Annotated in this window: 26 protein-coding genes; 11 read left to right on the top strand and 15 right to left on the bottom strand. The window is 68.4% G+C overall.

Translation table 11 applies throughout. The features are described 5' to 3' along the window. Positions 1-186: 186 nt before the first annotated feature. From hisF to MX571_RS15725, 3 genes are all read right to left on the bottom strand, one after another. The gene (hisF, locus tag MX571_RS15735) at positions 187-996 is read right to left on the bottom strand and encodes an imidazole glycerol phosphate synthase subunit HisF (RefSeq protein ID WP_247418379.1); all 810 of its coding nucleotides are present in this window, start codon (positions 994-996) and stop codon (positions 187-189) included. 26 nt (positions 997-1022) lie between these two features. After that, entirely contained in the window at positions 1023-1208 is a 186-nt protein-coding gene (locus MX571_RS15730) for a DUF8027 family protein (protein ID WP_247418377.1), read from the bottom strand. A gap of 99 nt (positions 1209-1307) precedes the next feature. Further along, a complete protein-coding gene (locus tag MX571_RS15725; RefSeq protein WP_247418375.1) occupies positions 1308-1727 on the bottom strand; it encodes a DUF5684 domain-containing protein in 420 nt (139 codons plus the stop codon). A 104-nt stretch (positions 1728-1831) separates the two neighbouring features. On the opposite strand from MX571_RS15725, the gene MX571_RS15720 reads away from it, so the two are divergent. Continuing rightward, positions 1832-2035 (top strand): DUF7550 family protein, encoded by a 204-nt coding sequence (locus MX571_RS15720; protein WP_247418373.1) that lies wholly within the window; start codon positions 1832-1834, stop codon positions 2033-2035. A 47-nt stretch (positions 2036-2082) separates the two neighbouring features. Here MX571_RS15720 and MX571_RS15715 read toward each other — a convergent pair whose 3' ends face one another. Together MX571_RS15715 and purL are read right to left on the bottom strand one after the other, a co-directional pair. Continuing rightward, positions 2083-2640 (bottom strand): maltose acetyltransferase domain-containing protein, encoded by a 558-nt coding sequence (locus tag MX571_RS15715; protein WP_247418372.1) that lies wholly within the window; start codon positions 2638-2640, stop codon positions 2083-2085. 80 nt (positions 2641-2720) lie between these two features. After that, entirely contained in the window at positions 2721-4910 is a 2190-nt protein-coding gene (gene purL / locus MX571_RS15710; RefSeq protein WP_247418371.1) for a phosphoribosylformylglycinamidine synthase subunit PurL, read from the bottom strand. A gap of 280 nt (positions 4911-5190) precedes the next feature. On the opposite strand from purL, the gene MX571_RS15705 reads away from it, so the two are divergent. Next, entirely contained in the window at positions 5191-5874 is a 684-nt protein-coding gene (locus tag MX571_RS15705) for a CehA/McbA family metallohydrolase (protein ID WP_247418369.1), read from the top strand. A gap of 58 nt (positions 5875-5932) precedes the next feature. On the opposite strand, the gene MX571_RS15700 is transcribed toward MX571_RS15705, so the two are convergent. Both MX571_RS15700 and MX571_RS15695 read right to left on the bottom strand, forming a co-directional pair. After that, positions 5933-6184, bottom strand: a complete 252-nt coding sequence (locus MX571_RS15700) for a hypothetical protein (RefSeq protein ID WP_247418368.1) — start codon at positions 6182-6184, stop codon at positions 5933-5935. Next, positions 6184-7158, bottom strand: coding sequence for a transcription initiation factor IIB (locus MX571_RS15695; protein ID WP_247418366.1), 975 nt, complete (start codon positions 7156-7158; stop codon positions 6184-6186). Before MX571_RS15695 ends, MX571_RS15700 begins: the two co-directional genes overlap by 1 nt. A gap of 157 nt (positions 7159-7315) precedes the next feature. Between MX571_RS15695 and gatC the strand changes: the two genes are divergently transcribed. The 4 genes from gatC to MX571_RS15675 all read left to right on the top strand — a co-directional run bounded on the left by gatC (position 7316) and on the right by MX571_RS15675 (position 12065). Next, positions 7316-7591 (top strand): Asp-tRNA(Asn)/Glu-tRNA(Gln) amidotransferase subunit GatC, encoded by a 276-nt coding sequence (gene gatC, locus MX571_RS15690; protein ID WP_247418360.1) that lies wholly within the window; start codon positions 7316-7318, stop codon positions 7589-7591. Continuing rightward, the gene (gatA, locus tag MX571_RS15685; protein WP_247418359.1) at positions 7592-8899 is read left to right on the top strand and encodes an Asp-tRNA(Asn)/Glu-tRNA(Gln) amidotransferase subunit GatA; all 1308 of its coding nucleotides are present in this window, start codon (positions 7592-7594) and stop codon (positions 8897-8899) included. It abuts the gene before it with no gap. 161 nt (positions 8900-9060) lie between these two features. Next, positions 9061-10653: a long-chain-fatty-acid--CoA ligase gene (locus MX571_RS15680; protein WP_247418358.1), complete on the top strand. Its 1593-nt coding sequence runs from the start codon at positions 9061-9063 to the stop codon at positions 10651-10653. A 161-nt stretch (positions 10654-10814) separates the two neighbouring features. Next, positions 10815-12065 carry an inorganic phosphate transporter gene (locus tag MX571_RS15675; protein WP_247418349.1) on the top strand — a complete coding sequence of 417 codons (1251 nt, stop codon included), beginning with the start codon at positions 10815-10817 and terminating at the stop codon, positions 12063-12065. 25 nt (positions 12066-12090) lie between these two features. On the opposite strand, the gene MX571_RS15670 is transcribed toward MX571_RS15675, so the two are convergent. The 5 genes from MX571_RS15670 to MX571_RS15650 all read right to left on the bottom strand — a co-directional run bounded on the left by MX571_RS15670 (position 12091) and on the right by MX571_RS15650 (position 15902). After that, positions 12091-12510 (bottom strand): universal stress protein, encoded by a 420-nt coding sequence (locus tag MX571_RS15670; protein WP_247418346.1) that lies wholly within the window; start codon positions 12508-12510, stop codon positions 12091-12093. Between the two features lie 115 nt (positions 12511-12625). Further along, the gene (locus MX571_RS15665; protein WP_247418345.1) at positions 12626-12937 is read right to left on the bottom strand and encodes a hypothetical protein; all 312 of its coding nucleotides are present in this window, start codon (positions 12935-12937) and stop codon (positions 12626-12628) included. Further along, positions 12934-14004 (bottom strand): ferritin family protein, encoded by a 1071-nt coding sequence (locus MX571_RS15660; RefSeq protein WP_247418343.1) that lies wholly within the window; start codon positions 14002-14004, stop codon positions 12934-12936. The genes MX571_RS15665 and MX571_RS15660 overlap by 4 nt, the downstream gene beginning before the upstream one ends. Before the next feature lie 98 nt (positions 14005-14102). Further along, the gene (locus MX571_RS15655) at positions 14103-14813 is read right to left on the bottom strand and encodes a hypothetical protein (RefSeq protein WP_247418342.1); all 711 of its coding nucleotides are present in this window, start codon (positions 14811-14813) and stop codon (positions 14103-14105) included. A gap of 201 nt (positions 14814-15014) precedes the next feature. Continuing rightward, positions 15015-15902, bottom strand: coding sequence for a 1,4-dihydroxy-2-naphthoyl-CoA synthase (locus tag MX571_RS15650; protein WP_247418341.1), 888 nt, complete (start codon positions 15900-15902; stop codon positions 15015-15017). A gap of 282 nt (positions 15903-16184) precedes the next feature. Between MX571_RS15650 and MX571_RS15645 the strand changes: the two genes are divergently transcribed. The 5 genes from MX571_RS15645 (at position 16185) to MX571_RS15625 (ending at position 19948) form a co-directional block, all read left to right on the top strand. Then, the gene (locus MX571_RS15645; protein WP_247418340.1) at positions 16185-17132 is read left to right on the top strand and encodes a glycine betaine ABC transporter substrate-binding protein; all 948 of its coding nucleotides are present in this window, start codon (positions 16185-16187) and stop codon (positions 17130-17132) included. Continuing rightward, positions 17129-17830: an ABC transporter permease gene (locus MX571_RS15640; protein ID WP_247418338.1), complete on the top strand. Its 702-nt coding sequence runs from the start codon at positions 17129-17131 to the stop codon at positions 17828-17830. The genes MX571_RS15645 and MX571_RS15640 overlap by 4 nt, the downstream gene beginning before the upstream one ends. Beyond that, positions 17827-18828 carry an ABC transporter ATP-binding protein gene (locus MX571_RS15635; protein ID WP_247418336.1) on the top strand — a complete coding sequence of 334 codons (1002 nt, stop codon included), beginning with the start codon at positions 17827-17829 and terminating at the stop codon, positions 18826-18828. Before MX571_RS15640 ends, MX571_RS15635 begins: the two co-directional genes overlap by 4 nt. Then, positions 18825-19499, top strand: a complete 675-nt coding sequence (locus MX571_RS15630) for an ABC transporter permease (protein ID WP_247418334.1) — start codon at positions 18825-18827, stop codon at positions 19497-19499. The genes MX571_RS15635 and MX571_RS15630 overlap by 4 nt, the downstream gene beginning before the upstream one ends. A 104-nt stretch (positions 19500-19603) precedes the next feature. Then, positions 19604-19948 (top strand): DUF7344 domain-containing protein, encoded by a 345-nt coding sequence (locus MX571_RS15625; protein ID WP_247418332.1) that lies wholly within the window; start codon positions 19604-19606, stop codon positions 19946-19948. 5 nt (positions 19949-19953) lie between these two features. Here MX571_RS15625 and MX571_RS15620 read toward each other — a convergent pair whose 3' ends face one another. The 3 genes from MX571_RS15620 to MX571_RS15610 all read right to left on the bottom strand — a co-directional run bounded on the left by MX571_RS15620 (position 19954) and on the right by MX571_RS15610 (position 23605). Beyond that, positions 19954-20322: a hypothetical protein gene (locus tag MX571_RS15620; RefSeq protein ID WP_247418330.1), complete on the bottom strand. Its 369-nt coding sequence runs from the start codon at positions 20320-20322 to the stop codon at positions 19954-19956. Positions 20323-20417: 95 nt separating this feature from the next. Next, entirely contained in the window at positions 20418-22193 is a 1776-nt protein-coding gene (menD, locus tag MX571_RS15615) for a 2-succinyl-5-enolpyruvyl-6-hydroxy-3-cyclohexene-1-carboxylic-acid synthase (RefSeq protein ID WP_247418328.1), read from the bottom strand. Then, positions 22190-23605, bottom strand: coding sequence for an isochorismate synthase (locus tag MX571_RS15610; protein ID WP_247418326.1), 1416 nt, complete (start codon positions 23603-23605; stop codon positions 22190-22192). Before MX571_RS15610 ends, menD begins: the two co-directional genes overlap by 4 nt. Between the last annotated feature and the right edge of the window lie 160 nt (positions 23606-23765).

Below are 23765 nucleotides of genomic sequence, written 5' to 3'. Positions count from 1 at the left end.
GGGAGCGACGCGGAAAAGGGGGCGCCTAGCTCGGTGGAAGTGAACCGTCACGAGCGTACGCTGGGGCGTTCACGGCCCCCAGAGCGGCCCTCTGGACAGTTACACTCTGCCTCGTCGAGTGCCGGTCGGGCGCTCGCCGTCCACCTCGACCGACCGGCGCTGCGAGCGTCACTCGCCGGACCGACCTCAGCGCCGGACGGGGACGCCCTGCTCGTCGAGGTAGGCCTTCGTCTCGTCGATGGTGTACTCGCCGAAGTGGAAGATGGAGGCCGCGAGCGCCGCGTCCGCGCCCGCCTCGAACGCCTCGCGCATGTGTTCGGGACTGCCCGCGCCCGAGGAGGCGATGACGGGTGTCGAGACGGCGTCACAGACCGCCCCCGTCAGCGGGAGGTCGTAGCCGTCTTTCGTCCCGTCGGCGTCGATGGAGTTGACGAACAGTTCGCCCGCGCCGCGCTCTTCGGCCTCGGCGGCCCACGAGACGACGTCGACGCCCGTCCCCTCGCGCCCGCCCTTCTTCGTGCACTCGAACCAGCACGACTCGCCGTCCACCTCGACGTAGTGCTCGCCGTCCTCGTCGTAGCGTCGCCGCGAGTCGACGCTGATGACGATACACTGGTTGCCGAACGCTCGCGCACCCTCGGTGATGAGTTCGGGTCGTTCGAGCGCGCCGGTCGTGATGGACACCTTGTCCGCGCCCGCCCGGAGCGTCTCCTTGATGTCGTCGCGGGTCCGGATGCCGCCGCCGACGGTCAGCGGGATGAAACACTCGTCGGCCACCTGCCCGACGACGTCGAGCATCGTCTCGCGGCCCTCGGCGCTGGCGGTGATGTCGAGGAAGACGAACTCGTCCGCCCCGGCCGCGTTGTACTCGCGGGCGAGTTCGACCGGATCACCCGTGTACTGCAGGTCCTCGAAGTGGACGCCCGTGTAGACCGCGGGGTCGCCGTCGTCGTCGACGTCCACGTCGATGCACGGGATGATACGTTTGGTCAGCACACGTGGTCATACTCGACCGGTGGTGTTCACGATTTCGACCGGCGACCGACGACGTCGCGTATCTCCTCCTCGCTGAGGACGTCGACGAGGTCCTCCCCCGCCTCGTAGCGTCGTAGTTGCTCGGGGCTCAGCACCGTTCCGAGGTCGTCCTCGTCGAGTCGCGCGAGGATGATGCGGTCGAGGTCGGCCGGGTCATAGCCGGGGATCGACATGGACCGTCTTGACGCGTGGTAGCAATAGTCGTTTCTCGCGTCGGTGTTCCGAGGAGTCTTCGAGTCGTCCGTCGAGTCTCTGGTACTCCTCGTCGGAGACTAGGCCCACTCCTCGTGGACGCCCCGGCTCGTCGTGCCGTGACTGACGTCGCCGAACCCGAGCAGGGGCCAGAAGACGAACGGGAGGAAGGCGAGGCCGATTCCGAAGCCCCCGCCCTTGCCGAACGCGTCGGCCACGTCGATGTTGATCTTGAACACGGCGTAGATGTTGAGGAGCGGAACGAGGAACGCGGCTATCCACCACCCCGAGTTGTCGCCTATCTTGCACATGATGTAGAGGTTGAATATCGGGACCAGCGACGTCCAGCCGGGGTGGCCGGCCTTCTCGAACGCCTTCCACCGCCCGGCGATGGTCGCGACCAACACTGCGAGGACGAACAGGAGGAACACAAGGGCGACCGCCCCGGCAGCGCCGTCGCTCTGCAGGGGAACCGATATCAGATTCGATGACTGTAGCATGCGACTAGGTGTTATACTAGTCTGTTAAGAGCGTTGTCGTTACAGACGTCGACGTCGCCGACCGTTCCGACAGGCCGAAGTACGCTCCCCGAGCAGTAGGGCGTATGAGCGAGCACGAGGAACGCGTCGACGACCCCGACCACCAGGAACAGGAGTCCGTCGAGGGCAGTGACCACCCGGAACCGCGCCCCGACCACCGACAGACCGCCCCGCAGGGACCCTACACCAACCGCATGGTCGGCATCGGTGCCGTCGTCGCGCTCGTCGGCCTCCTCGTCGTGTTCGGCATCCCGCTCCTCCTCGTCTGAGCGACGGACCGCGAACGAGGCACGGCGACTGACTCACGGTAACTGCCTCACTCGATTTCTCTCGCGACCGTCGCCGGGTTGCCCTGCACGACGACCCGCTCGGGGACGTCCTCGGTGACGACCGCTCCGGAGGCGACCATCGCTCCATCACCCACCGTCACGCCGGGGTTGAGGACCGCCCGCCCGCCGACCCAGACGTCGTCTCCGACGGTGACCGGCTTCCCGTACTCCAGGCCCGCCGCACGCTCGTCGGGGTCCAGCGGGTGCGTCGCGGTGTAGACGTGGACGCCCGGCCCGAGCAGGCAGTCGTCGCCGAACTCGATACGGCAGACGTCGAGGAAGACGCAGTCGACGTTCGCGAAGAACCGGTAGCCGACGTGGACGTTGTAGCCGTAGTCACACCGGACCGGTGGCTTGACGGTGACGTGCTCGCCGACCGACCCGAAGAGGTCGTCGAGCAGTCGCTGGCGCTCTTCGCGCTCGTCCGGTTCGGTCCGGTCGTACCGGTTCGTCGTGGACGCCGCTCGCCGGCGGTCGGCGACGAGTTCGGGGTCTCTCGGGTCGTAGCGCTCACCGGCCAGCATCTTCTCCTTCTCCGAGTCCATCGGTCACCGGTCGCGTGTCTCCATCAAAAAGGTCCGTTCCACGGAGTCCGTCACGGAGACGACCGCTCCGTCGTCTACACTTACGCTAGTTCGCGCTCGATGACCGACCGCAGCTCCCGAATCCTGTCCACGTCGTACGCAAGCGACTCCCCGTTGGCGGTCAGCGAGAGCGTCCCCGAGTCGTCGCTCTCCCCGACTGCCACGACGGGTGCGACGCCGTCGAACGCGGCCCGGACGGCGTCGGGGTCGGTCGTCTCGACGACGGCCCGTCCCGCCTGCTCGTGGAACAGCAGTGCCGCCGCGCTCGCGTCGCCGTCGAGCGTCACCGTCGCACCAGCGTCGGCGGTGACCATCTCGGCGAGCGTCACCGCGAGGCCGCCGTGACTGGCGTCGTGGACCGCGAGCGTCGCGTCGTCGTTCGCCACGTCCGCGAGATGCGAGACGACGCCCGCCGGGTCCTCGGGGAGCGTCGGGAACGCGTCGGTGCCGCCGAACTGCGCGAGGAACTCGGAGCCACCGAGTCCGGCGTTCACATCCCCTGAAAGCACGCCGTCGCCGACCACGAGCAGGGTCCCCTCACCGGTGAACGAACTCGACGGAGCGTCGTACCCGGCTTTCGTCCCGACCATCGCCAGCGTCGGCGTCGGGGGAATCGGCCCCGTCGCGGAGTCGTTGTACAGCGAGACGTTCCCGCCGACGACGGGCACCGACAGGTCGGCACACATCTCCGCGAGGCCGTCGACGATGCCGCGGAAGCCGCCGTACACCTCGGGCTTCTCCGGGTTGCCGCCGTTGAGGCAGTCAACCGCTGCGAGCGGTCGTGCGCCCGTCGCGGCGACGTTCGTGGCGTTCTCCAGCGCGACGGCCCGCGCACCCTCGTAGGGGTTCGCGCTCGTCCAGTTCGGCTCCGCGCCGGAGGAGAACGCGAGGCCGGTGTCGGCCTCACGGACGGCGAGGAGCGCCGCGTCGCCGCCAGGCCCGATGGCGGTTCGGGTCCCGACCTCGTGGTCGTACTGGCGGTACACCCACGACTTGCTCGCCGTGGAGGGGGCACCGACGACCGCCTCGAACGCCTCGTCGAGCGCGACGTCCGGCAGGTCGCGCTCCTGGGGCTCCGGGTCGACGTGGTCGAGGTCGTTCATCGGTGCGCCGTCGGCGAGGTACTCCGCGGAGACGTCGACGACCGTCTCCGTCTCGCCGTCGTCGCCGGTGAACGTGCAGGTGTAGTTCCCGTCCGTGACCTCGCCGATGACCGAGCAGCCGAGGTGATAGCGCTCGGCGAGTTCCCGCACGCGGTCGACGTCCCCCGGACGGACCTCGTAGCACATCCGCTCTTGCGATTCGGCGAGCAGTATCTCCAGCGGGTGCATGTTCGGTTCGCGCTGGTGGACGCGTTCGAGGGCGATGTCAGCGCCGAGCCCGCCCTTCGCGACGAGTTCCGAGGAGGCTCCACCGAGACCGGCCGCGCCGAGGTCGCGAGCCGAGCGAACCAGATCCTCGTCGACGAGGTCCTCGTTGCACTCGATCAGGCGTTTCTCGGCGTAGGGGTCGCCGACCTGCACCGCCGGGCGGTCCTCCGTCTCGGCGTCCTCGGCGAGGTCCTCGCTGGCGAACGACGCGCCGCCGAGGCCGTCCCGACCGGTGGCGTTGCCGACGAGGACGAGTTTGTCTCCCGGCTCCTCCGCGACGGCGGTGACGAGTCGGTCGTCGTGGAGCAGACCGACGCAGGCGACGTTCACCAGCGGGTTGCCGACGTAGTCCTCGTGGAAGGAGACGCTGCCCGTCACCGTCGGGACGCCGATGCAGTTGCCGTAGTGGCCGATGCCCTCGACGACGCCGTCCATCAGGTACTGGGAGTGCTCGCGCTCGAACGGGCCGAAGTACAGCGAGTCCGCGAGCGCGACGGGGTACGCGCCCATCGACAGCGTGTCGCGGACGATGCCGCCGACGCCCGTCGCCGCGCCGTCGAACGGGTCGACGTACGACGGGTGGTTGTGGCTCTCGACGCCGAGCGTCACGTACCACTCGTCGGAGTAGCCGTCGGGCGTCCCCTCGTCGTCGGTCGTCGGGAGTGCGACGACGGCGGCGTCGTCCCCCGGACCGACGACGACCTGTTCGCCCGCACTGTCGAACGCCGACAGCAGCGGCCGCGAGGAACGGTACGCGCAGTGTTCGCTCCAGAGGTTCTCGAACAGCGCTTCCTCCACGTCGGTCGGTTCCCGGCCGAGTTCCTCGACCACGAGTGCGCGGTCCGAGGGGGCGAGGCTCATTGGGTAGGTGAGCGCGAACGAGCACAATAGGGGTTTCCATCGCCCGCCGCCCGACGCGGCGATTCTATACACGAACGCGCATCACTGGATGATACCACCGCCAGAAATCGACAGCGGAGTGCAATCCGACGGGGCCCTCGAGGTGGTGCCTCCTGGGCGGGTCGCCCCCGCTCCGACTATCGGTCGGCGGGCGAATTCGTCCCGTAGAACCCGTGCAAGCCACTCACACACGTCTCCACCGACCGGACAGTTTTTGCTTCCACCCGACCTACCGACCTCCGTGCTCAGCGTCGAGCTTCACTGTCACTCCGACCTGTCGTACGACGGCCGGGACCCCGTCGAACTCCTGCTGGAGCAGGCGGCGGCCGTCGGCCTCGACGCGCTCGCCGTCACCGACCACGACGAGATAGACGCCTCGCTGCGGATGGCCGAACTCGCCCCCCAGTACGGACTGGTCGGCATCACCGGTATGGAGATCACCTCGGCGGCCGGTCACGTCCTCGGGTTCGGCCTCGACGAACGAGTGCCGGCGGGACTCACGTTCGAGGAGACGCTCGACCGCATCCGCGACCAGGGTGGTATCGCCGTCGTCCCTCACCCGTTCCAGCGGTCGCGGCACGGCGTCGCGCCGCACATCTCGAACGAGGCGCTCGCCAGCGCCGACGCCATCGAGGTGTACAACTCGCGGCTGTTCACCGGGCGCTCGAACCGTCGCGCCGAACGCTTCGCCGAGCGCCGCGGTATCCCGATGACCGCCGGCAGCGACGCCCACATCGCCGAGATGGTCGGCCAGGCGGTGACGCAGGTGGCGACGACCGACCGCTCGGCAGACGGCATCCTCGACGCGATCACCCAGGGTCGGACGAGCGTCGTCGGCGACCGGACGCCGTGGCGGGTCAGCGTCCGACAGTTCGGCGGCGGCGTGAAACGGCGGATGCGGATGGCGGCACTGTCGGTGTTCTGAGGCTCCGGGGTATCCTGCAAGAGAACGAAACAGTGGGAACAGCCCCGCGACGCGCGTCTCAGCGGAGGTCGGTCGGCGTGACGATACCCTCGCGCACCGCCACGTGCAGGCGTTCCTCGGCGTCGCGCTCCGCCCAGTCGTCGGGACGGGCCTCCTCGGGAACCTCCTCGACCCGTTCGAGCAGGCCAGTGCGGAGGAAGTGTCCGAACGGACAGCCGTTGTCGCAGGTCCGGGCGACCGACGGTACCCTGAACGGGCGCTCGATGCGTGCACCGCAGGTCGGACAGACGTACTCGAAGGACCGACTCATCAGAGCGACGGTGCGCCGCTCTCGGCTTCGAGCAGTTCGTGGTAGCGGTTCCGGATGGTGACTTCGGAGATGTTGGCGACGTCGCTCACCTCGCTCTGGGTCACCTTCTCGTTCGTCAGCAGGGAGGCCGCGTAGACGGCGGCGGCGGCGAGGCCGACGGGCGACTTCCCGGAGTGGATGCCCGCCTCCTTCGCGTTCTGCAGGAGTTCGCGGGCGCGGCGCTCGGACTCGTCGGAGAGGTCGAGGTCGCTGGCGAACCGCGGCACGTAGCTCTCGGGGTCGGCGGGCTGGATTTCGAGGCTGAGTTCGCGGACGACGTAGCGGTAGGTGCGGGCGATCTCGTCCTTCCCGACCCGGCTGACGTCGGTTATCTCGTCGAGGCTGCGCGGCGTGCCGGCCTGTCGGGCCGACGCGTACAGCGCCGACGTGGCGACGCCCTCGATGGAACGCCCCGGCAGGAGGTCCTCGTCGAGCGCACGGCGGTAGATGACGCTCGCGGTCTCACGGACGTTGTCGGGGAGGCCGAGGGCGCTCGCCATGCGGTCGATCTCGCCGAGCGCCTGCTTGAGGTTGCGCTCCTTGGAGTCGCGGGTGCGGAACCGCTCGTTCCACGTGCGGAGGCGCTGCATCTTCTCTCGCTGTCTCGACGAGAGGGAGTTCCCGTAGGCGTCCTTGTCCTGCCACCCGATGTTGGTCGAGAGCCCCTTGTCGTGCATCATGTTCGTCGTCGGCGCACCGACGCGGGACTTCTGGTCTTTCTCCGCGGAGTCGAACGCGCGCCACTCGGGGCCGCGGTCGACGGCGTCCTCCTCGACGACGAGACCGCAGTCCTGGCAGACCGTCTCGCCGTGCTCGCTGTCGTCGATCAGCTGACCGCCGCACTCCGGACAGGCGACTGCGGACTCCTGTTCGGTCTCTTCCTCTCGGTCGCGCTCTTCCTCGCTCGTCCGCTGGCGGATGCTGGTGTCTGTCATGTTGTGAGGTAGCCGACGCCCGAGAGCCTTCGCTGGCTACCAATTAGTTGTGACCCGTAGGACTTAAATCTGTTGAACGAAGAACCAGCAGAGAACGCCGCTGGCATCCGATTCCGGCTATCGAAACCCTTAGTGCATCGCCGTGGTAGGTCCGGACATGAGCGACTCCGTCGACCCGGAGGAGGTCCGTCACGTCGCGGACCTCGCGCGGGTCGCACTCGACGACGAGGAGGTGTCCCGCTTCGCCGACCAGTTCGGGGACATCCTCGCGTACTTCGACGCACTGGACGAGGTGCCCGAGGTCGACAGCGACGCCGACCTCACGAACGTCATGCGGGCCGACGACGTCCGCGACGGCCTCTCGCAGGAGGAGGCCCTGGAGAACGCCCCGGAGACCGTCGACGGCTACTTCAAAGGGCCGCGGGTGTCGTAGATGGCCGAGGAACAGAGTCTCGCCGCGGAGGAGACGGGCTCCGAGTACAACGCGTTCGTCACCGAGACGACCATCGAGGGGGCAGACGACGGCCCGCTCTCGGGCAAGACGGTCGCCGTGAAGGACAACATCTCGACGCAGGGCGTCCGCACCACCTGCGGGTCGGCGATGCTCGCCGACTACGTCCCGCCGTACGACGCGACGGTCGTCCGGCGACTGAAGGACGCCGGGGCGACCATCGTCGGCAAGACCAACATGGACGAGTTCGGGATGGGCAGTACCACCGAGACGTCCGCGTTCGGCCCCGCCGAGAACCCCGCCGCACCCGGACGCGTCCCCGGTGGCTCCTCGGGCGGGTCGGCGGCCGCCGTCGCCGGCGGCCTCGCGGACCTCGCACTCGGGACCGACACGGGTGGCTCCATCCGGAACCCGGCCGCGTTCTGCGGCGTCGTCGGTATCAAACCGACCTACGGGCTGGTCTCGCGGTACGGACTGGTCGCCTACGCGAACTCGCTCGAACAGATCGGTCCGCTCGCGCCGACCGTCGAGGAGGCCGCGGCGCTGCTCGACGTCGTCGCCGGCCCGGACGAGCACGACGCGACGACACGCGACGCGGCGGCGAACTCCGACTACGCGAGCGCCGCCGACGGCGACGTGGAGGGGACGACCATCGGCGTGCCCACCGAACTCGTCGAGGGCGCGGACGAGGGCGTCCGCGAGACGTTCGAGGCCGCGCTCGACGACCTGCGCGACCAGGGTGCCGAGACGGTCGAGGTGTCGCTCCCCTCCGTCGAGACGGCCGTGCAGGCGTACTACGTCGTCGCGATGTCAGAGGCGTCGTCGAACCTCGCGCGCTACGACGGCGTGCGCTACGGCGTCTCCGGCGGCTACGAGGGCAACTGGAACGAGTCGTTCGCCGACGCCCGCGAGGAGGGGTTCGGCGAGGAGGTCAAGCGCCGCGTCCTGCTCGGGACGTACGCGCTCTCGGCGGGCTACCACGACAAGTACTACGCGAAGGCCCAGGACGCCCGCGCGTGGATTCAGCAGGACTTCGACGAGGCGTTCCAGGAGGCCGACGTGCTCGCCTCGCCGACGATGCCCGTCCCTCCGTTCGAACTCGGCGAGAGCCTCGACGACCCGCTCCAGCTCTACCTCGCGGACGCGAACACCGTTCCGGTCAACCTGGCCAACCTGCCCGCCATCTCCGTCCCGGCGGGCGAGACGGACGGGCTCCCGGTCGGGCTGCAGTTCGTCGGCCCCGCGTTCGGCGAGCGTGCCGTCATCCGGGCCGGGAGCGCACTGGAGTAACCGGGTCGCTCGACTCGAAACCGGGCCGACGACGGGCGACCACCCGAGCCATCAATTTCGAAACCAGTTTCGTGGCGAATCAACCGGTAGTCCCCCTCCTCGTCGCCGAGAAACAGGGAAACAGATTAGCCGTCGGGCGAGAAACCATCGCCAGATAGTTCATGAAGGTTGAGATGCGAACCACCGACTTCCTCGACCGGGCGCTCGACCTGTACTCGGACGTCGTCGGTGTCATCGCCGACGATGGCACGGAGTACACCTACGCCGAGTTCGGGGAGCGAGTGGACAGACTGTCGAACGTGCTGGCCGACCACGGCGTCGAACAGGGCGACCGGGTGGCGCTGCTCGCGGGGAACACGCACTACTTCCTGGAATCGCTCTACGCCACGAACCAACTCGGTGCGGTGTTCGTCCCGATGAACTACCGCCTCGTCGGCGAGGAGTTCGAGTACATCCTCAACGACTGCGAGGCCGACACCGTCATCGCGGACTACGAGTACGCCGCCGAGATAGAGAAGGTCCGTGACTCGGTGCCCGCCGAGCACTTCATCGGCTACCAGGCCGACGACATCGAGGGCGACTGGGCGGACTACGAGGACCTGCTCGCCGACGCGTCCACCGATGCTCCCGAGCGCCCGGACATCTCCGAGGACGACGACGCCTCTATCAACTACACCTCGGGGACGACTGGCGACCCGAAGGGCGTCGTCCGCACGCACCGCACCGAACACTGGCACGCGCTGGTGCTCAACCAGCACCACGAGATAGAGGACGACGACGTCTACCTCTGGACGCTCCCGATGTTCCACTGCAACGGCTGGGGTCACACCTACGCCATCACCGGGACCGGTGGCACGCACGTCTGCCAGCGGGCGTTCGACCCCGGAGAGACGCTCCGTCGCGTCCGCGAGTACGACGTCTCGTTCCTCTGTGGCGCGCCGACGGTCCTCAACAGGCTCATCCAGTTCCACGAGAACAACCCGGACGTGGAGACGTCGGGTGCCAACGAGGTCCGCCTCGCGACCGCCGGTTCGGCGCCCCCGAAGGCGTCACTCGAAGCCATCGAGGACGACATCGGCTGGCGCATCATCCACCTCTACGGGCTGACCGAGACCGCCCCCATCATCACCACCTCGAACTCCCCCCGTCGCCTCGCCGAGCGGGGTCGGGGCCTCAAGACCTTCCAGGGCAGCGAGACGCTCTGTACGGACGTCCGGGTCGTCGACGAAGACGGCAACGACGTCCCTCGCGACAGCACGTCGATGGGTGAAATCGTCGTCAAGGGCAACCAGGTGATGGACCGGTACCTGAACAAGGAAGAGGAGACCCACGACGCGTTCAACGCCCGCCTCCCCGGCTACTTCCACACGGGCGACCTCGCCGTGATGGACGAGGACGGGATGATATCGATTCAGGACCGCAAGAAGGACATCATCATCTCCGGGGGCGAGAACGTCTCCTCCATCGAGGTCGAGGACACGCTGTACGACCACCCGGACATCCTCAAGGTCGCCGTCATCCCCACCCCGAGCGACGAGTGGGGCGAACTCGTGACGGCACTCGTCGTCCCGAAGGAGGGCGTCGACCTCACCGCGGAAGGCATCGAGGAGTTCGCCCGCGAGCACATGGCGGGCTACAAGATTCCCCGCCGTATCGAGTTCGTCGAGGACCTCCCCGAGACGGCCACCGGAAAGGTCCAGAAGTACCAGCTCCGACAGGACTACTGGGAGGACGAGGAACGGCTCATCGGGTAGCGCTCCACCGTTCGTCGGGTCGTGTGAACGCTCGGGGCCAGCCCCAGTGGGGGTAACCCCTTCCTCCCGTCGAACGAACGTCGCCGGAGCGAACGAGCGATCCGACCGGCAGCAGTGATAAACCGTTTTGTGTCGAAGCCGGCTACTGCCGTAGTGACACTATGGTGACTGTCCTCGCCGTCGTCGGCGTGCTCGTCGCAGTGTTCGTCGGGTTCAACATCGGCGGCTCCTCGACCGGCGTCGCGTTCGGTCCGGCCGTCGGGAGCCGCCTCGTGCGGAAGGCGACCGCTGCGACGCTGTTCACGTCGTTCGCACTCGTGGGGGCGTGGACCGTCGGGCGCAACGTCATCGACACGATGAGCAGCAGCATCGTCCCCGCAACGCAGTTCTCGCCGGTCGCCAGCGTCGGCGTCCTCTTCTTCACCGGCGTCTCGCTGCTCATCTCGAACATCTACGGCGTTCCAGCCTCGACGTCGATGACCGCCGTCGGCGCTATCGTCGGGCTGGGGCTCGCGACCGGGACGCTCAACGAGGCGCTGATGTTCACCATCGTCACGGCGTGGATCGTCGCCCCACTGGTCGGGTTTCTGTGTGGAGCGCTCATCGGTCGCTACGTCTACCCGCATCTCGACCGTCGCATCGCGTTCACCCGGTTCGAATCACACCTCGTCTGGCTCGACCGCTCCGGACGGGTCCCGCGACCTCGGTTCAACGAGAACGCGTCGCCACGCGACATCGTCGGCTCGCTCGCGGTCATCGCCATCGCCTGCTACATGGGGTTCTCCGCAGGGGCGTCGAACGCGGCCAACGCCGTCGCGCCGCTGGTGGGGTCGCAGGGTCCGTTGACCGTCAACCAGGGAGTTCTCCTGGCCGTCTTCGCGCTCGGGCTCGGTGGGTTCACCATCGCCAGACGCACGCTCGACACCGTCGGCGACGACATCACGGAGCTCCCGATTCTGGCGGCGCTCATCGTCTCTATCGTCGGGGCGACCATCATCACGGCGCTGTCGTACCTGGGCATCCCCGCGAGTCTGGCCGTGAGCACCACCTGTTGCATCATCGGTCTCGGCTGGGGTCGGGCGAGTCGGGCGGCGACGCTCGTCGAACTCGCGACGCCCGAACCGGAGCGGAGCACCGACGTCGAGATCTCGACGGGGGCCCTCGTGACCTCGCGAACGGAGGAGGTCCCCACGACCCCGACGGTCGGCGATCTGGCGCGCGGTGAAGCCCCTCCCGAGAAGCCTGCCGACGAGGTCCCCGAGATTCCCGACATCGGTGAGAAGGGTGCGCCGGAACTCGACCAGCGGAGCCTCTTCGACCCGAGTGCGGTCAAGCGCATCGCGCTGCTCTGGGTCCTCACGCCCACCATCGCGGTCGTCGGGTCGTACCCGCTGTTCCTCCTGGTCCTGTGACTCGGCGACGGGAGCGCGGTCGGCCCTACCGGACGACCGTCACCGGAACCGGTGACTGATCGACGACCTTCCTGGCCACGTTGCCGACGAACACGCGGTCTGCCAGCGTACCACCGTGGCTCCCGACGACGACGGTGTCGAACTCGCCGGATCGGTTGAGAATCACGCGTGCCGGATGCCCGGTGTCGACCTCGGTGGCTATCTCCGCGTCGTACTCCGCGGCGATCGCCTGAGCGCGTTCCAGCACCGGGCGAGCGTGTTCCAGCATCGACTCTCCGGGGTCGTCCGCGAGTGCGATGGCCGTCGCCTCACCGAACATCGCCGAGGGTTCTCCCACGACCGTCAACACCGTCACGTCCGCCGCCGAGTGGACATCGAGGGCGTACCTGAGCGCCTGTTCTGCCACCGCAGAGCCGTCCATAGCGACCAGAACCTGCGAGACCATGTCCGAACTCTTCCGGTCTCGTTCATAAACGTTTGCTGGGGTGACGGGGGTCGACCCCCTCTTCCACCGTGGACTCCCACGTATCTCCCGTCGCCTAGCGCGAGAAAACGGCGCGTCAGATGCGCTGGCGCATCTCGTACATCTTCAGCGCTTCGAGGCGGGGGTCGCCGGTCGACTCCGTGTCGTCGTTGAGACCGGCCCCGCTGACCATCTCGTTGAACGAGGTGGTCATCTCGTCCTCGCCCGAGGCGTCGATGATGTAGGCGACGTTCTCCCGGACCTCGCGTTCGCTCTGCCCGAGTTCCGCGGCGGTCTCGGCGATGGCCTCGTCGACCTCCTCCTCGCTGGCGGTGAACTCCGCGCCGCGGGCGAACTCCCGGAGTTCTATCTCCTCGTCGTCCTCGATGTCCGGGTCGCGCTCGCTCATTCGTCGACCCCCTCCGCACCGCCGTCGGCGACGACGCCGCGACGCCGGTTGTAGTGGTCCTCCTGTTCGCGGACGACCTCCTCCAGGTCCCACTGCTTTATCTCGTCGTAGCGGTCGCTGACGCGGTTGATGACGCTGAGGTAGTCGACGTCGAGGCCGAGCGACTCGTTGTACATCCCGTCGATGAGGTGGCCGCCCCGCATCAGCACGTCGTCGATATCGACACCCAGCGGGTCGCCCACCGCGTCGGTGAACATGTAGCCGAAGTCGGCCATGTAGGGAACGTCGTGGTAGAGCATATCGCGGATGCCCTGTTTGACGCCCTGGTACTCCGCCTTCCCCTGCTCTTCCTTCTCGATGAGTTCCTTCAGCAGGTTGACGCCGTGGGTGATGTGACGGCCCTCGTCCGTGGAGATGAACTTGAAGCCGTGGTTGAGCAGCGGGAGGTACGCCTGGTCCGACATCCGGTTGATGGCGAACCCACCCACGCGGGCGAGGATACCCTCGACGTTGAGGTGGTAGACGGCGGCCGCCTTCGCGATGTCGACGGGGTCCTGGGTCTGGGCTGCCTTCGCGGTCTGGAGGCCCTGGTTCTCGAACACCTCGCCGAGGCCCGTCGCCTCGACGATGGGGATGCGGGTGCCCCGCCGCGGGTCGAGTTCGGCGAAGTTGTCCCGGTCGTCCATCACCTCGTCCATGTAGATGTCGATGAACTGGGTGTGTTTGTGCTCGGTGAGCGTGAGCATCGTCATGTACATCTCCTTCTCCTCGTTGTGGTCGAGGCAGGGCGCGCCCATGATGCGACTGAGGTTGGTGGCGGCGTCGCCCGCTACCTCTCGTTCGCCGTCGAGGAACCCGGACAGGAGGTAGCGCACCTGGTCGCGTTCGTCCGGGTCCATCGAGGCCCACATCTCCCGGTCCTCCTCGAACCCCACCTCGTCGAAGAGGCTCTCGACGTTCCAGGTGCCCAGTTCGACGCCCTTCTGGAACAGGTTGTACCAGAGGTTCGACGTGTCGACGCGTTGGCCACGGTGCCCGACCGAAGCGGCCTCGGCTTGCTGTGACATACCGATGTAAAGCTTCCTCGAACCCCTGACTGTTCCTCCTCGTATTCCCGGCCCTTTTTATTTACAACGTTCGTTAAAAATACCCTGCGGCGGCTCGCTCAGGCGTTCCCCTGGAACAGCGCCCGCGAGTCCGTCCTGCTGGCGACGTCGCCCATCTCGTCGGCGGCGTCGGCGTAGCTCATGATCTTGGTGACCGAGCCGTCGAGGTCGAGGTCCTGGCCGAGCACGCTGTCCATCACGTCTTCGCCCTCCGTGAGCGCCTTCCAGCTCCCGTACGGTCCCTGGAGGGCGAACCCCGGGTCGCGCTCGTCGTCCGGGTCGAGCACGAACGCCTCCCGACACTCGCCCTCGTAGAGGTCGAGGTAGACGCGGACGGTGCCGTCGTCGACGTACCGTTCGAGTTGCGTGAGCAGGTTCGCCAGGTCCGCCGGTAGCTCCTCGCGGAGGGCAGACGAGACGGCGTCGGGGACCTCGGCGACGGGCGTCGCGAGGAGCGCGTCGAGCAACCGCGTCCGGTCGTCGCCCTCCTGCTCGTCGAGGCGTTCTCGTAGCGTCGGCGGGGCGTCTGCGACGAGCGTCGCCGCGCGCTCGTCCGGGAGCGACGTGAGGTTCTCGCGGAGGTCGTCGGTCAGGTCGTCCGGGAACTCGCCCACGGTGGTCTCCTCGACCGGGAGACTCCGAATCTCGAAGACGAAGTCGCCCGCGAAGTCGACGCCCCAGCCGTCGCTCTCTGCTGCGTACCGCTCGCTCTCGTTCAGGTTGGCCCGATACCTGTCCAGCCACTCCTCCGAGGGGAACCACTCGCTCATAGGAGTACGTGCGGCGGCAGAACCGAGAACGTCCCCCCGCGTATCCACGGGTCGTTAAGTGTGCGCCGCGTCGTCACGTACCAGACGAGTCCCGTTCGGTGTCGACGACGGGACGTGAGACGCTCGCACGTGCGTTCGTCGCCGGGTCACAGCGCCGACTGGCTGGGAACGTAAACTAACGTATCGGAACGGTGCGCTGGGTCAGTAGTGCCAGGGGTAGTCGTCGAACTCCGGCTCTCGCCCCTCGACGAACGCGTCGCGGCCCTCGGCGGCCTCGTCGGTCATGTAGCCGAGTCGGGTCGCCTCGCCGGCGAACACCTGTTGCCCGACCAGTCCGTCCGAGTCGAGGTTGAACGCGTACTTCAGCATCCGCATCGCGGTGGGTGACTTCGAGTTCATCTCCTCTCCCCACTCCAGCGCCGTCTCCTCCAGTTCCTCGTGTGGGACCGCCTCGTTGACCATCCCCATGTCGGCGGCCTCCTCGGCCGAGTAGGTCTTCCCGAGGAAGAACACCTCGCGGGCCTTCTTCTGGCCGACCTGCTGGGCGAGGTACGCCGACCCGAATCCGGCGTCGAAACTCGCCACGTCGGGGTCGGTCTGGAGGAACTTCGCGTGGTCTGCGCTGGCGAGCGTGAGGTCACAGACGACGTGCAGCGAGTGACCCCCGCCGACGGCCCAGCCGGGGACGACGGCGACGACGGGTTTCGGCATGAACCGGATGGCACGCTGGACCTCGAGGATGTGGAGGCGACCCGTCTCGGATGCCCCCTCCTCGTCGCCCTCGTACTGGTAGCCGTCGCCGCCGCGGATGCGCTGGTCGCCGCCGGAAGAGAACGCCCAGCCGCCGTCCGTCGAGGAGGGGCCGTTGCCGGTGAGGAGGACACAGCCGACGTCGGTCTGGCGCTTGGCGTGGTCGAGCGCGGTGTGGAGTTCGTCGACGGTCCGGGGGCGGAAGGCGTTGCGGACGTCGGGGCGGTCGAACGCGATACGGACCGTCCCCTGCTCGCGGGCGCGGTGGTAGGTCACGTCCTCGAAGTCGAACCCCTCCACGGGGTCCCAGCGGTCGGGGTCGAAGATGTCCGAAACCATAGACCGGCTCTGCCCGCAGCGGCGAAAAAACTTGTCCGTCTGGTCTGTTCGAGGGGTAACGCTACGTAAGCACGCAGGGTGGCCGCGACGAACACTCACCGGCCGTCTCACAGGACACGCCGACCACTGAGAAGGCCTGCCTGCCTTGGCAGGCAGAGTCGGTAATCGGGATGCTGCACTGTACTTGTTAGACGTCCGATGACAGAACCGTGTCCACATGGACGGCTTCCACCCGCACTGTATCGTTCGGACAGCATCTCGACCGGTCGGCCGAGGTAGCCAGTGGAACGAACTCGTCGTGACTTCCTGAAACTGGGAGGTGCGACTGCCGCGACGGCTGGCGTCGGCGCGACAGCGGGCTGTACCGGTGCGTTCGGCGCTGTCGCGGGCGACTCCGTGACGGTGAGCTCGATGCGCTTCACCGAGGACGTCGTCCTCGGCTACTTGAGCATCGAGTCGCTGAAGGCGAACACCGACCTGACGGTCCTCGACGAGACGGGGCTGGGGGGGACGACGCTGAACCTCCGGGCCGTCTCGAACGGGGAGGTCGACCTGTTCTGGTACTACTCCGGCGGCGCGTGGCTGAACGCGCCACCGAAGAAAGACGAGGTAATCCCCGACGCGAAGAAGCTCTATCAGGCCGTCGAGGGGAAACTCGCGAAACACTACGATACTGCGTACCTCAACCGCGCGCCGTTCAACAACACGTACGCCATCGCCGTCACGCCGGAGTGGTCGAAGAAGACCGGTGTGAAGACGCTGAGTGACTTCGCGGCGTACGTCAAGAAGCAGGGCGGCAACCTGACCGGCGTCCTCGGGCCGGAGTTCCTCAACCGGCCCGACGGCTGGCCGGGGCTGGTGAAGTCGTACGACTTCCAGGGGGCGGCGTCGAACCTGGAACTCCGGAGTATCAGCGCCGCGCTGTGCTACCAGATCATCGCCGAGACCGACGCGGACTTCGGGATGGTGTTCACCACGAACCCGAAGGTGAAGAAGTACGACCTGGTCACGCTCGAGGACGACCGGGACTTCTTCCCCATCTACAACCCCGCCCCGGCGGTCAACCAGGGGACGCTCGACGCCCTGCCGTCGATACGCGAACCGCTGAACGCCATCGGACCGACGCTGAACACGGAGAAGATAATGCGACTCAACGAGCGCGTCGCGCTCGACGGCGAGGACGCACAGGCGGTCGCCCGTGACTACCTGGAGTCGGAGGGGCTGGTATGAGTATCGCGCTCCAGTTCGACCCGTACGTCCAGTTCGCAGTCGAGAACCAGGACCGGCTGACCCGGATGCTGGTCGAACACGTCATCCTCGTCTGTCAGACGCTGGCCATCGCGCTCCCCCTCGGCGTCGGCGCGGGGGTGTTCATCAGCATGTACGACCGGGCGTCGACGCCCGTGCTCTGGTTCGCCGGCGTCCTCCTGACGGTGCCGAGCATCGCCTTCTTCGGCGTGCTCGTCCCGGTGCTGGGCATCGGCGCGCCGCCCGTCATCGCGGCGCTCGTCTGCTACTCGCTGTTGCCCATCGTCAGGAACACCTACATCGGCCTGACGCGGGCCGACGCCTCGACCGTCGAGGCCGGAACAGGCCTCGGGATGACCCGCTGGCAGCGGCTCCGACGGGTCCGGTTCCCGGTCGCGCTCCCGGTCGTGATGGCCGGCGTGCGCAACGCGGTGGTCATCGTCGTCGGGCTCGCCGCCATCGGCGCGTTCATCGCCGGGCCGGGGCTGGGCGACTTCATCTTCCAGGGAATCAACAGCGGAAACACGCCGATGATCGTCGTCACGACCATCGTCCTCTCGGCGCTCGCGCTCACCTTCGACTACGGCCTCGCCGTCGTCGAGGACCTGCTCAGACTGCGCAACGGTGAAGCGGTCGACCCGAACCTCGTCACGAAATCAGTTCAACGGCTCCCACTATGATCCGATTCGACAACGTCCACAAGCGGTACGAGGACGGCACGCACGCCGTCAGAGGCATCGACTTCGAAGTAGCGGAGGGGACGACGACGGTCCTCGTCGGCCCGTCGGGCTGTGGGAAGACGACGACGATGAAGCTCGTCAACCGGCTCGAAGAGCCGTCCGAGGGCACCGTCTACTACGACGGGACCGATGTCCACGACCTGGAGGCGACCGAACTCCGTCGGGAGGTCGGCTACGTCATCCAGGACGTCGGCCTGTTCGACCACATGACCGTCGGCGAGAACGTCGCGACGGTCCCCGACCTGAAGGGCTGGGACGCCGAGCGCATCGACGCGCGCGTCGACGAACTGCTGACCCTCGTCGACCTGCCGCCCGAGGAGTTCCGCGACCGGAACCCGACCGAACTGTCCGGCGGCCAGCAACAGCGCGTCGGCGTGGCCCGTGCGCTGGCCGCCGACCCGGACGTCCTGCTGATGGACGAACCGTTCGGCGCGCTCGACCCCATCACCCGCGAGGAGTTGCAGGACGAGTTCCTCGCCATCCAGGACGACATCGACACCACCATCCTGTTCGTCACGCACAGCATCGACGAGGCGCTGAAGATGGGCGACCACATCGCCGTGATGAACCAGGGGCAGGTCGTCCAGTACGACACGCCGAAGGCGCTCCTCGACCGGCCGAAGACGAAGTTCGTCGAGGACTTCATCGGCCCCGACCGGACGCTCAAGCGCCTGCGCGTGCTCCGCGTCGGCGAGGTGATGCGCGAGGACGTCCCCGACCAACACGAGGACGTCGTCGAGGCGTTCCGTTCGGACCAGGGCGTCATGGCCGACGGCGGTGAACTCATACCGGTCGAACCGTCCGACAGCACGCAGATCGCGCTGTCGCGGTGCATCCAGGCCGGCGTCGACGCACTCCCGGTCGTCGAGGAGGCGAACGTCGTCGGCATCGTGACCGAGGAGGACATCCGTGACCTCCAGCACGGGGCCGCAGCGTGAGCGTGCTCGACGTGCTGTGGGCGACGTGGGAGTTCCTGGTCGCCAACCAGGGCCGGTTCGTCGAACTGCTCCGGGAGCACCTGCTGCTGGTGTTCGTCTCCGAACTCGTGGCGGTGGCCATCGCCATCCCGCTGGGCGTCCTCGCCGTCCAGAACGACCGGGCATCGGCGATTATCGGCTCGGCAGGGAACGTCGCCCAGACCGTCCCGACGCTCGCGGTCATCGCGCTGACGTTCCCCATACTCGGCCTCGGATTCGAACCGGCGCTGGTCGGTCTCGCGGTGTACGCGCTGCTGCCGGTGTTGACCAACACCATCGCCGGACTGGAGAGCGTCGACGACGACACCGTCGAGGCGGCTCACGGCATGGGGATGACCTGGTGGGACGTCATGCGTGACGTCCGGTTCCCGCAGGCGGTGCCGGTCATCTTCGCCGGCATCCGGACGAGCGTCGTCCTCAACGTCGGGACGGCCTACCTCGCGTTCTTCATCGGCGGCGGTGGCCTCGGCGTGTGGGTCATCGGCGGCATCAAACTGTTCAGCACGGCGCAGTTGCTCGCGGGGGCCATCCCCGGTGCGCTGCTCGCCATCGCGCTCGACGCCGGGCTGGCGCTCGTGGAGCGACAGATCGGGTCCGCGGACACGCCCGACGGCGTCGCCGCCGCCGGGTGAGGGCCCGGCGTCCTCGCCCCCTGTCGACGCTTCCCACCCCTACTTAATTAACCGGCTCAACCCGCCGTTACGAATACCTGGACTATCGCGAAGGAGGGGACAAGATGTCCACCCGACCCGACGACCGAACCGACGAGACGACCGAGGACCGGACCGAGATGTACGACGCCATGAGTCACCCCCACCGGCGGTGGGCCGTGGACGCCGTCGAGACGTGCGGCGCGCTCGACCTGCAGGGCGTCGTGGCCCACGTCCTCCGGCGGGAGGGGCTGACCGGAGAGGATTCCCGCCAGAACGTGGCCGTCGGGCTCTACCACGTCCACCTGCCGAAGCTCGACGACGCGGAGTTCGTAGAGTTCGACCGGGACGAGCAGACGGTCGCGCCGGGCGACCGCATCACCCCGGCCACCGCCCGGTTCGAGAGCGGCACCGCGGCGCTCTCGGACTGAGTGGCTCAGCGACCCTCGAGCGTCAGCAACACCCCGACCACGACGCTCGCGGCGACGAGCAGCATGGCGGCGACGATACCGAGCAACAGGGCCTGTTCTATCAACAGCGCGTACAGCAGCACCAGCACCGACGCGACCAGTGCGCCGCGGACCGGCCACTGGACGATGGGGGCACCTCGCTGCTCGGCGTACGCGTAGACCAGCCACCCGACGCCCGACCAGAGGACGACGAACGAGACGACGACGACTCCGAACAGGAGGGCGCCGTCGAGCAGCGAGAAGAGCAGGACGAGCAGCGCGAACACGGACAGTACCGACCAGAGCAGGCGTGGTGGGGGGCGGAGTCGTCCGAACGTGGACCCGAGGCTGGACATACTCGTTCGTTCACGACCGCCGGCAAAAATAGTTCGCGGCTCGGCCGGTGCCGCTCGACGGGACGACGGAGGGTTCTGCGCCGACTCCTCCCGCCTCAGCCGAGCGTCTCCTGAACCCGTTCGTTCAGCGCCTCGCGGTGGCGGTGGCTCGCCTCGCCGTCCATCCGCACCTCGACGACCTGGGTACCCGGCGCGTCCAGTGAAGCCCGGTACGCGTCGCGGAACGCCTCGCGCGAGTCGGTGCTGACGAACTCCAGCCCGTACAGGTCGGCGACCGGCGCGAACTCCAGGCCGTGCGGCGTCCGGAAGTAGTCGGTGAACGGCGGGTCGAACGACTCGATGGGGAGGACGCGGAAGATGCCGCCGCCGTCGTTGTTGACGAGGACGACGGTGGCGTCAACGCCCGCTCGCGCGCACGCTAGGAGTCCGTTACTGTCGTGGTAGAAGGCGAGGTCTCCCGTCACGAGGACGAGGGGGTCGTCGGTGCCGTGGCCCGCACCGAGCGCCGACGACGTGATGCCGTCGATGCCCGACGCGCCGCGGTTCCCGAGCGCGGTGACAACCGCAGAACGCGGTTCGCCGAACCGGTCGAGGTCCCGGACGGGCATCGAGTTCGAGACGAACAGCGTCGCCGGGTCGGGGAGGTTCGCCACCGTCTCGCGGAGCACCGCCCCCTCGAACCAGGCGTCGTCCTCGGCGACGAGCGACCAGTACTCGCGTTCGAGCGAGGCGAGACGGTCGCGCCAGTCAGTCACACCGTCGTCGTCCCCGTCACTTCCCGCCTCGACACGCGCCGCGAGGTCGGCGAGGAGTCGGGTCGGGTCGGCGGCGACGAGGTCCGTCGCGGTGAACGTCGCCTCGCGCCACCCGCCAGCGGGGTCGACGACGACCTGTCGAGCGCCGGCGTCCCGGAGGTAGTGTCGGAGCGGTTTCGACGTCGGTGAGGCCCCCACACGCAGGACGAGGTCGGGTGCCTCGTCGGGATTCTCGGGGTCGAGCGCCCCGAGCCACGAGTCGTAGCCGCCGCAGACGAGCGTCCCGTCGTCCGCGACGTGGTCACCGAAGCGGACGCCCGAGAGCGGGTCCGCGAGGACCGGGACGCCCGACGCTCGCGTGAACTCCTGGAGGGTGTCCGCGTCGAGACCGCTGTCCGGCCCGGCGACGAGGAGGCCTCGCTCGGCGTCCGCGACGGCCGCGGCGAGTCGCTCACGCTGGCCCTCGCCGAGCGTCGTCCGGCCCTGGGTCATCGCGACCCACGGGCCGTCCCGCCCCTCGACGACCTCCCGCTCGGCGTCGAGGAACGCGTCGGTGACGTCACCGGGGACGGGCGTCGGTTCCAGCGGCTTCTCGAACGGGACGTTGAGGTGGACCGGACCGGAGTGGGTGCCGGTCGCGGTGCCGACCGCCCGGGAGAGCGCCGTCCGGAGCGACCGGAGCGTCCGACCGTCTGGGGCCGGTTCGGGGAGCGTCCGGTAGGCGCGCGCCGCGTCGCCGTACAGTTTCTCCTGGTCGATGGTCTGGTTCGCGCCGCTGTCCTGCAGAACGCGGGGCCGGTCGGCGGTGAGGAGGAGCATCGGGACCCGCGCCTGGTTCGCCTCGACGACTGCCGGGTGGAAGTTCGCCAGCGCGGTGCCGGAGGTGGAGACGAGTGGGACGGGACTCCCCGTGCGTTTCGCCCGGCCGAGCGCGAAGAAGGCGGCCGAGCGCTCGTCGAGTTGCGACACCGTCTCGACGCCGTCGTGGGCGGCGAACGCGACGGTCAGCGGCGTGCTGCGACTCCCCGGCGCGAGGACGGCCGTGTCGACGCCCGCCTTCGCCAGTTCGTCGACGACGACGCGCCCCCACAGCGTGTTGCGGTTCGGGACGCTCATTCTGCGGTCTGGTCCCGGTCGCTCGGTTCGCTTGCCGTCGCCTCCCCGTCCGTCGCTTCCCGCCCCTCGCCGCTCCCCGTTCGCGTCAGTTCGTCGAGGATGGGCCGGTACTTCAGGCGGACCTCGTCCCACTCCGCGGCGGGGTCGGAGTCGGCGACGATGCCGTTACCCGCGAACAGCGTCGCCCTGGCGCCGCCCGCGACGCCCGACCGGATCCCGACGGCGAACTCGCCGTCGCCGCTAGCGTCGAACCAGCCGACGGGCGCGGCGTACCAGCCGCGGTCGAACGACTCCGTCTCGTGGATGACCCGCTGGGCGGCCGCCGGCGGGAGGCCGCCGACTGCCGGCGTCGGGTGGAGCGCCTCGACGATGTCGAGGACGTGGCCGTCGGCGTCGAGCGTCGCCTCGATGGGCGTCCGGAGGTGCTGGATGGTCGCGAGCCGGTGGACGTGCTGGTCACCCTCGCGCACCTCGCCCAGCGGGGCGAGCTGCTCGCGGATGGCGTCCGCGACGAGACCCTGTTCGTGCTGAATCTTCTCGCTCTCGACGAGTTCCGCGGCGAGGTCGGCGTCTGCTTCGGGCGTGTCGCCGCGGGCGGCCGACCCGGCGAGCGCCTCGGTCCGGACCTCGCGGCCGTCGAGCCGGACGAGACGCTCGGGCGGCGCGCCGAAGAACCCGGCCGAGTCGGTCGGGGCGACGAGGAAGCGGTAGCACTCGGGGTACGTCCGGCGGAGGCGTTCGAGCACGCTCGGGATGTCCACCTCGCTCCCGAGGTCGACCGAGAGCGCGAGGGCGAGGACGACCTTCCGCAGGTCGCCCGACTCGATGCGCTGCACCGCCGACTCGACCATCTCGTGCCACTCCTCGCGCGAGGTGAGGTGGGCCGTCTCGACGACCCCCGGTGGGTCGCCGCTCGGCACCATCGCGGGGAGGTCGGCGACGCGTTCGTGGGCCGCGTCGAGAGCGCTCTCGACTGCGGCGGCGTCGACGGTACGACCGTAGCGCGACACGGTGAGGTAGGTCCGGTCGTCGGTCCGGGTCAACTGCGTCTCGGGCAGGACGAACTGCGCTGCAGGAAACCCCTCCCACGGCGGGTCGGGGTCGTGCTCCGGCGAGAACGAGACGCCACCGAGCATCCGGGGACGGGCGGCGGGCGGACCGTCGACGTCCATCGCGCCGAAGACGGCCTCCGCACGGTCGCGGAGTCGGGCGAATCGCTCCGCGCCGTCGCCGGTCACATCGACGGCGACGCCAGCGCCGACGAGTTCCAGTCCCTCGGGCGTGCTCCAGTGGACGTGGGGTGTCTCCTGGGCCGCGAGGAACGCGCGGTAGGAGACGTCCGGTACCTCACAGGTGCGGCTGACGAGCGTCCCGTCGAGCGACGCCGTCGCGCTACTGTGGGCGGATTCCATTGGTCGTATTCGGGGTGGGGAACCCTTGAGGCTATCCATCCCGGGCGCGTGGCCGCGGGTCTGCGACCGTTCGTCCACGAATCCTGGGCGGTCGCTCGCAGAACGCGCACTCCATCGTGACCCCTGGTAGTCGACGGAGTTGGTAGTCGGCAGTCGCCCG

Origin of the sequence: Halomarina salina (assembly GCF_023074835.1) — an archaeon.
Classification (GTDB): domain Archaea; phylum Halobacteriota; class Halobacteria; order Halobacteriales; family Haloarculaceae; genus Halomarina; species Halomarina salina.
This window is presented reverse-complemented; position numbering and strand designations above follow the sequence as displayed.

Bases quoted from the DNA above. Each gene is read 5' to 3' on its own strand.
- MX571_RS15730 (WP_247418377.1), bottom strand. From the start codon at position 1,208: ATGTCGATCCCCGGCTATGACCCGGCCGACCTCGACCGCATCATCCTC.
- MX571_RS15725 (WP_247418375.1), bottom strand. From the start codon at position 1,727: ATGCTACAGTCATCGAATCTGATATCGGTTCCCCTGCAGAGCGACGGC.
- MX571_RS15720 (WP_247418373.1), top strand. From the start codon at position 1,832: ATGAGCGAGCACGAGGAACGCGTCGACGACCCCGACCACCAGGAACAG.
- MX571_RS15715 (WP_247418372.1), bottom strand. From the start codon at position 2,640: ATGGACTCGGAGAAGGAGAAGATGCTGGCCGGTGAGCGCTACGACCCG.
- purL (WP_247418371.1), bottom strand. From the start codon at position 4,910: ATGAGCCTCGCCCCCTCGGACCGCGCACTCGTGGTCGAGGAACTCGGC.
- MX571_RS15700 (WP_247418368.1), bottom strand. From the start codon at position 6,184: ATGAGTCGGTCCTTCGAGTACGTCTGTCCGACCTGCGGTGCACGCATC.
- MX571_RS15695 (WP_247418366.1), bottom strand. From the start codon at position 7,158: ATGACAGACACCAGCATCCGCCAGCGGACGAGCGAGGAAGAGCGCGAC.
- gatC (WP_247418360.1), top strand. From the start codon at position 7,316: ATGAGCGACTCCGTCGACCCGGAGGAGGTCCGTCACGTCGCGGACCTC.
- gatA (WP_247418359.1), top strand. From the start codon at position 7,592: ATGGCCGAGGAACAGAGTCTCGCCGCGGAGGAGACGGGCTCCGAGTAC.
- MX571_RS15680 (WP_247418358.1), top strand. From the start codon at position 9,061: ATGAAGGTTGAGATGCGAACCACCGACTTCCTCGACCGGGCGCTCGAC.
- MX571_RS15675 (WP_247418349.1), top strand. From the start codon at position 10,815: ATGGTGACTGTCCTCGCCGTCGTCGGCGTGCTCGTCGCAGTGTTCGTC.
- MX571_RS15670 (WP_247418346.1), bottom strand. From the start codon at position 12,510: ATGGTCTCGCAGGTTCTGGTCGCTATGGACGGCTCTGCGGTGGCAGAA.
- MX571_RS15665 (WP_247418345.1), bottom strand. From the start codon at position 12,937: ATGAGCGAGCGCGACCCGGACATCGAGGACGACGAGGAGATAGAACTC.
- MX571_RS15660 (WP_247418343.1), bottom strand. From the start codon at position 14,004: ATGTCACAGCAAGCCGAGGCCGCTTCGGTCGGGCACCGTGGCCAACGC.
- MX571_RS15655 (WP_247418342.1), bottom strand. From the start codon at position 14,813: ATGAGCGAGTGGTTCCCCTCGGAGGAGTGGCTGGACAGGTATCGGGCC.
- MX571_RS15650 (WP_247418341.1), bottom strand. From the start codon at position 15,902: ATGGTTTCGGACATCTTCGACCCCGACCGCTGGGACCCCGTGGAGGGG.
- MX571_RS15640 (WP_247418338.1), top strand. From the start codon at position 17,129: ATGAGTATCGCGCTCCAGTTCGACCCGTACGTCCAGTTCGCAGTCGAG.
- MX571_RS15635 (WP_247418336.1), top strand. From the start codon at position 17,827: ATGATCCGATTCGACAACGTCCACAAGCGGTACGAGGACGGCACGCAC.
- MX571_RS15625 (WP_247418332.1), top strand. From the start codon at position 19,604: ATGTCCACCCGACCCGACGACCGAACCGACGAGACGACCGAGGACCGG.
- MX571_RS15620 (WP_247418330.1), bottom strand. From the start codon at position 20,322: ATGTCCAGCCTCGGGTCCACGTTCGGACGACTCCGCCCCCCACCACGC.
- menD (WP_247418328.1), bottom strand. From the start codon at position 22,193: ATGAGCGTCCCGAACCGCAACACGCTGTGGGGGCGCGTCGTCGTCGAC.
- MX571_RS15610 (WP_247418326.1), bottom strand. From the start codon at position 23,605: ATGGAATCCGCCCACAGTAGCGCGACGGCGTCGCTCGACGGGACGCTC.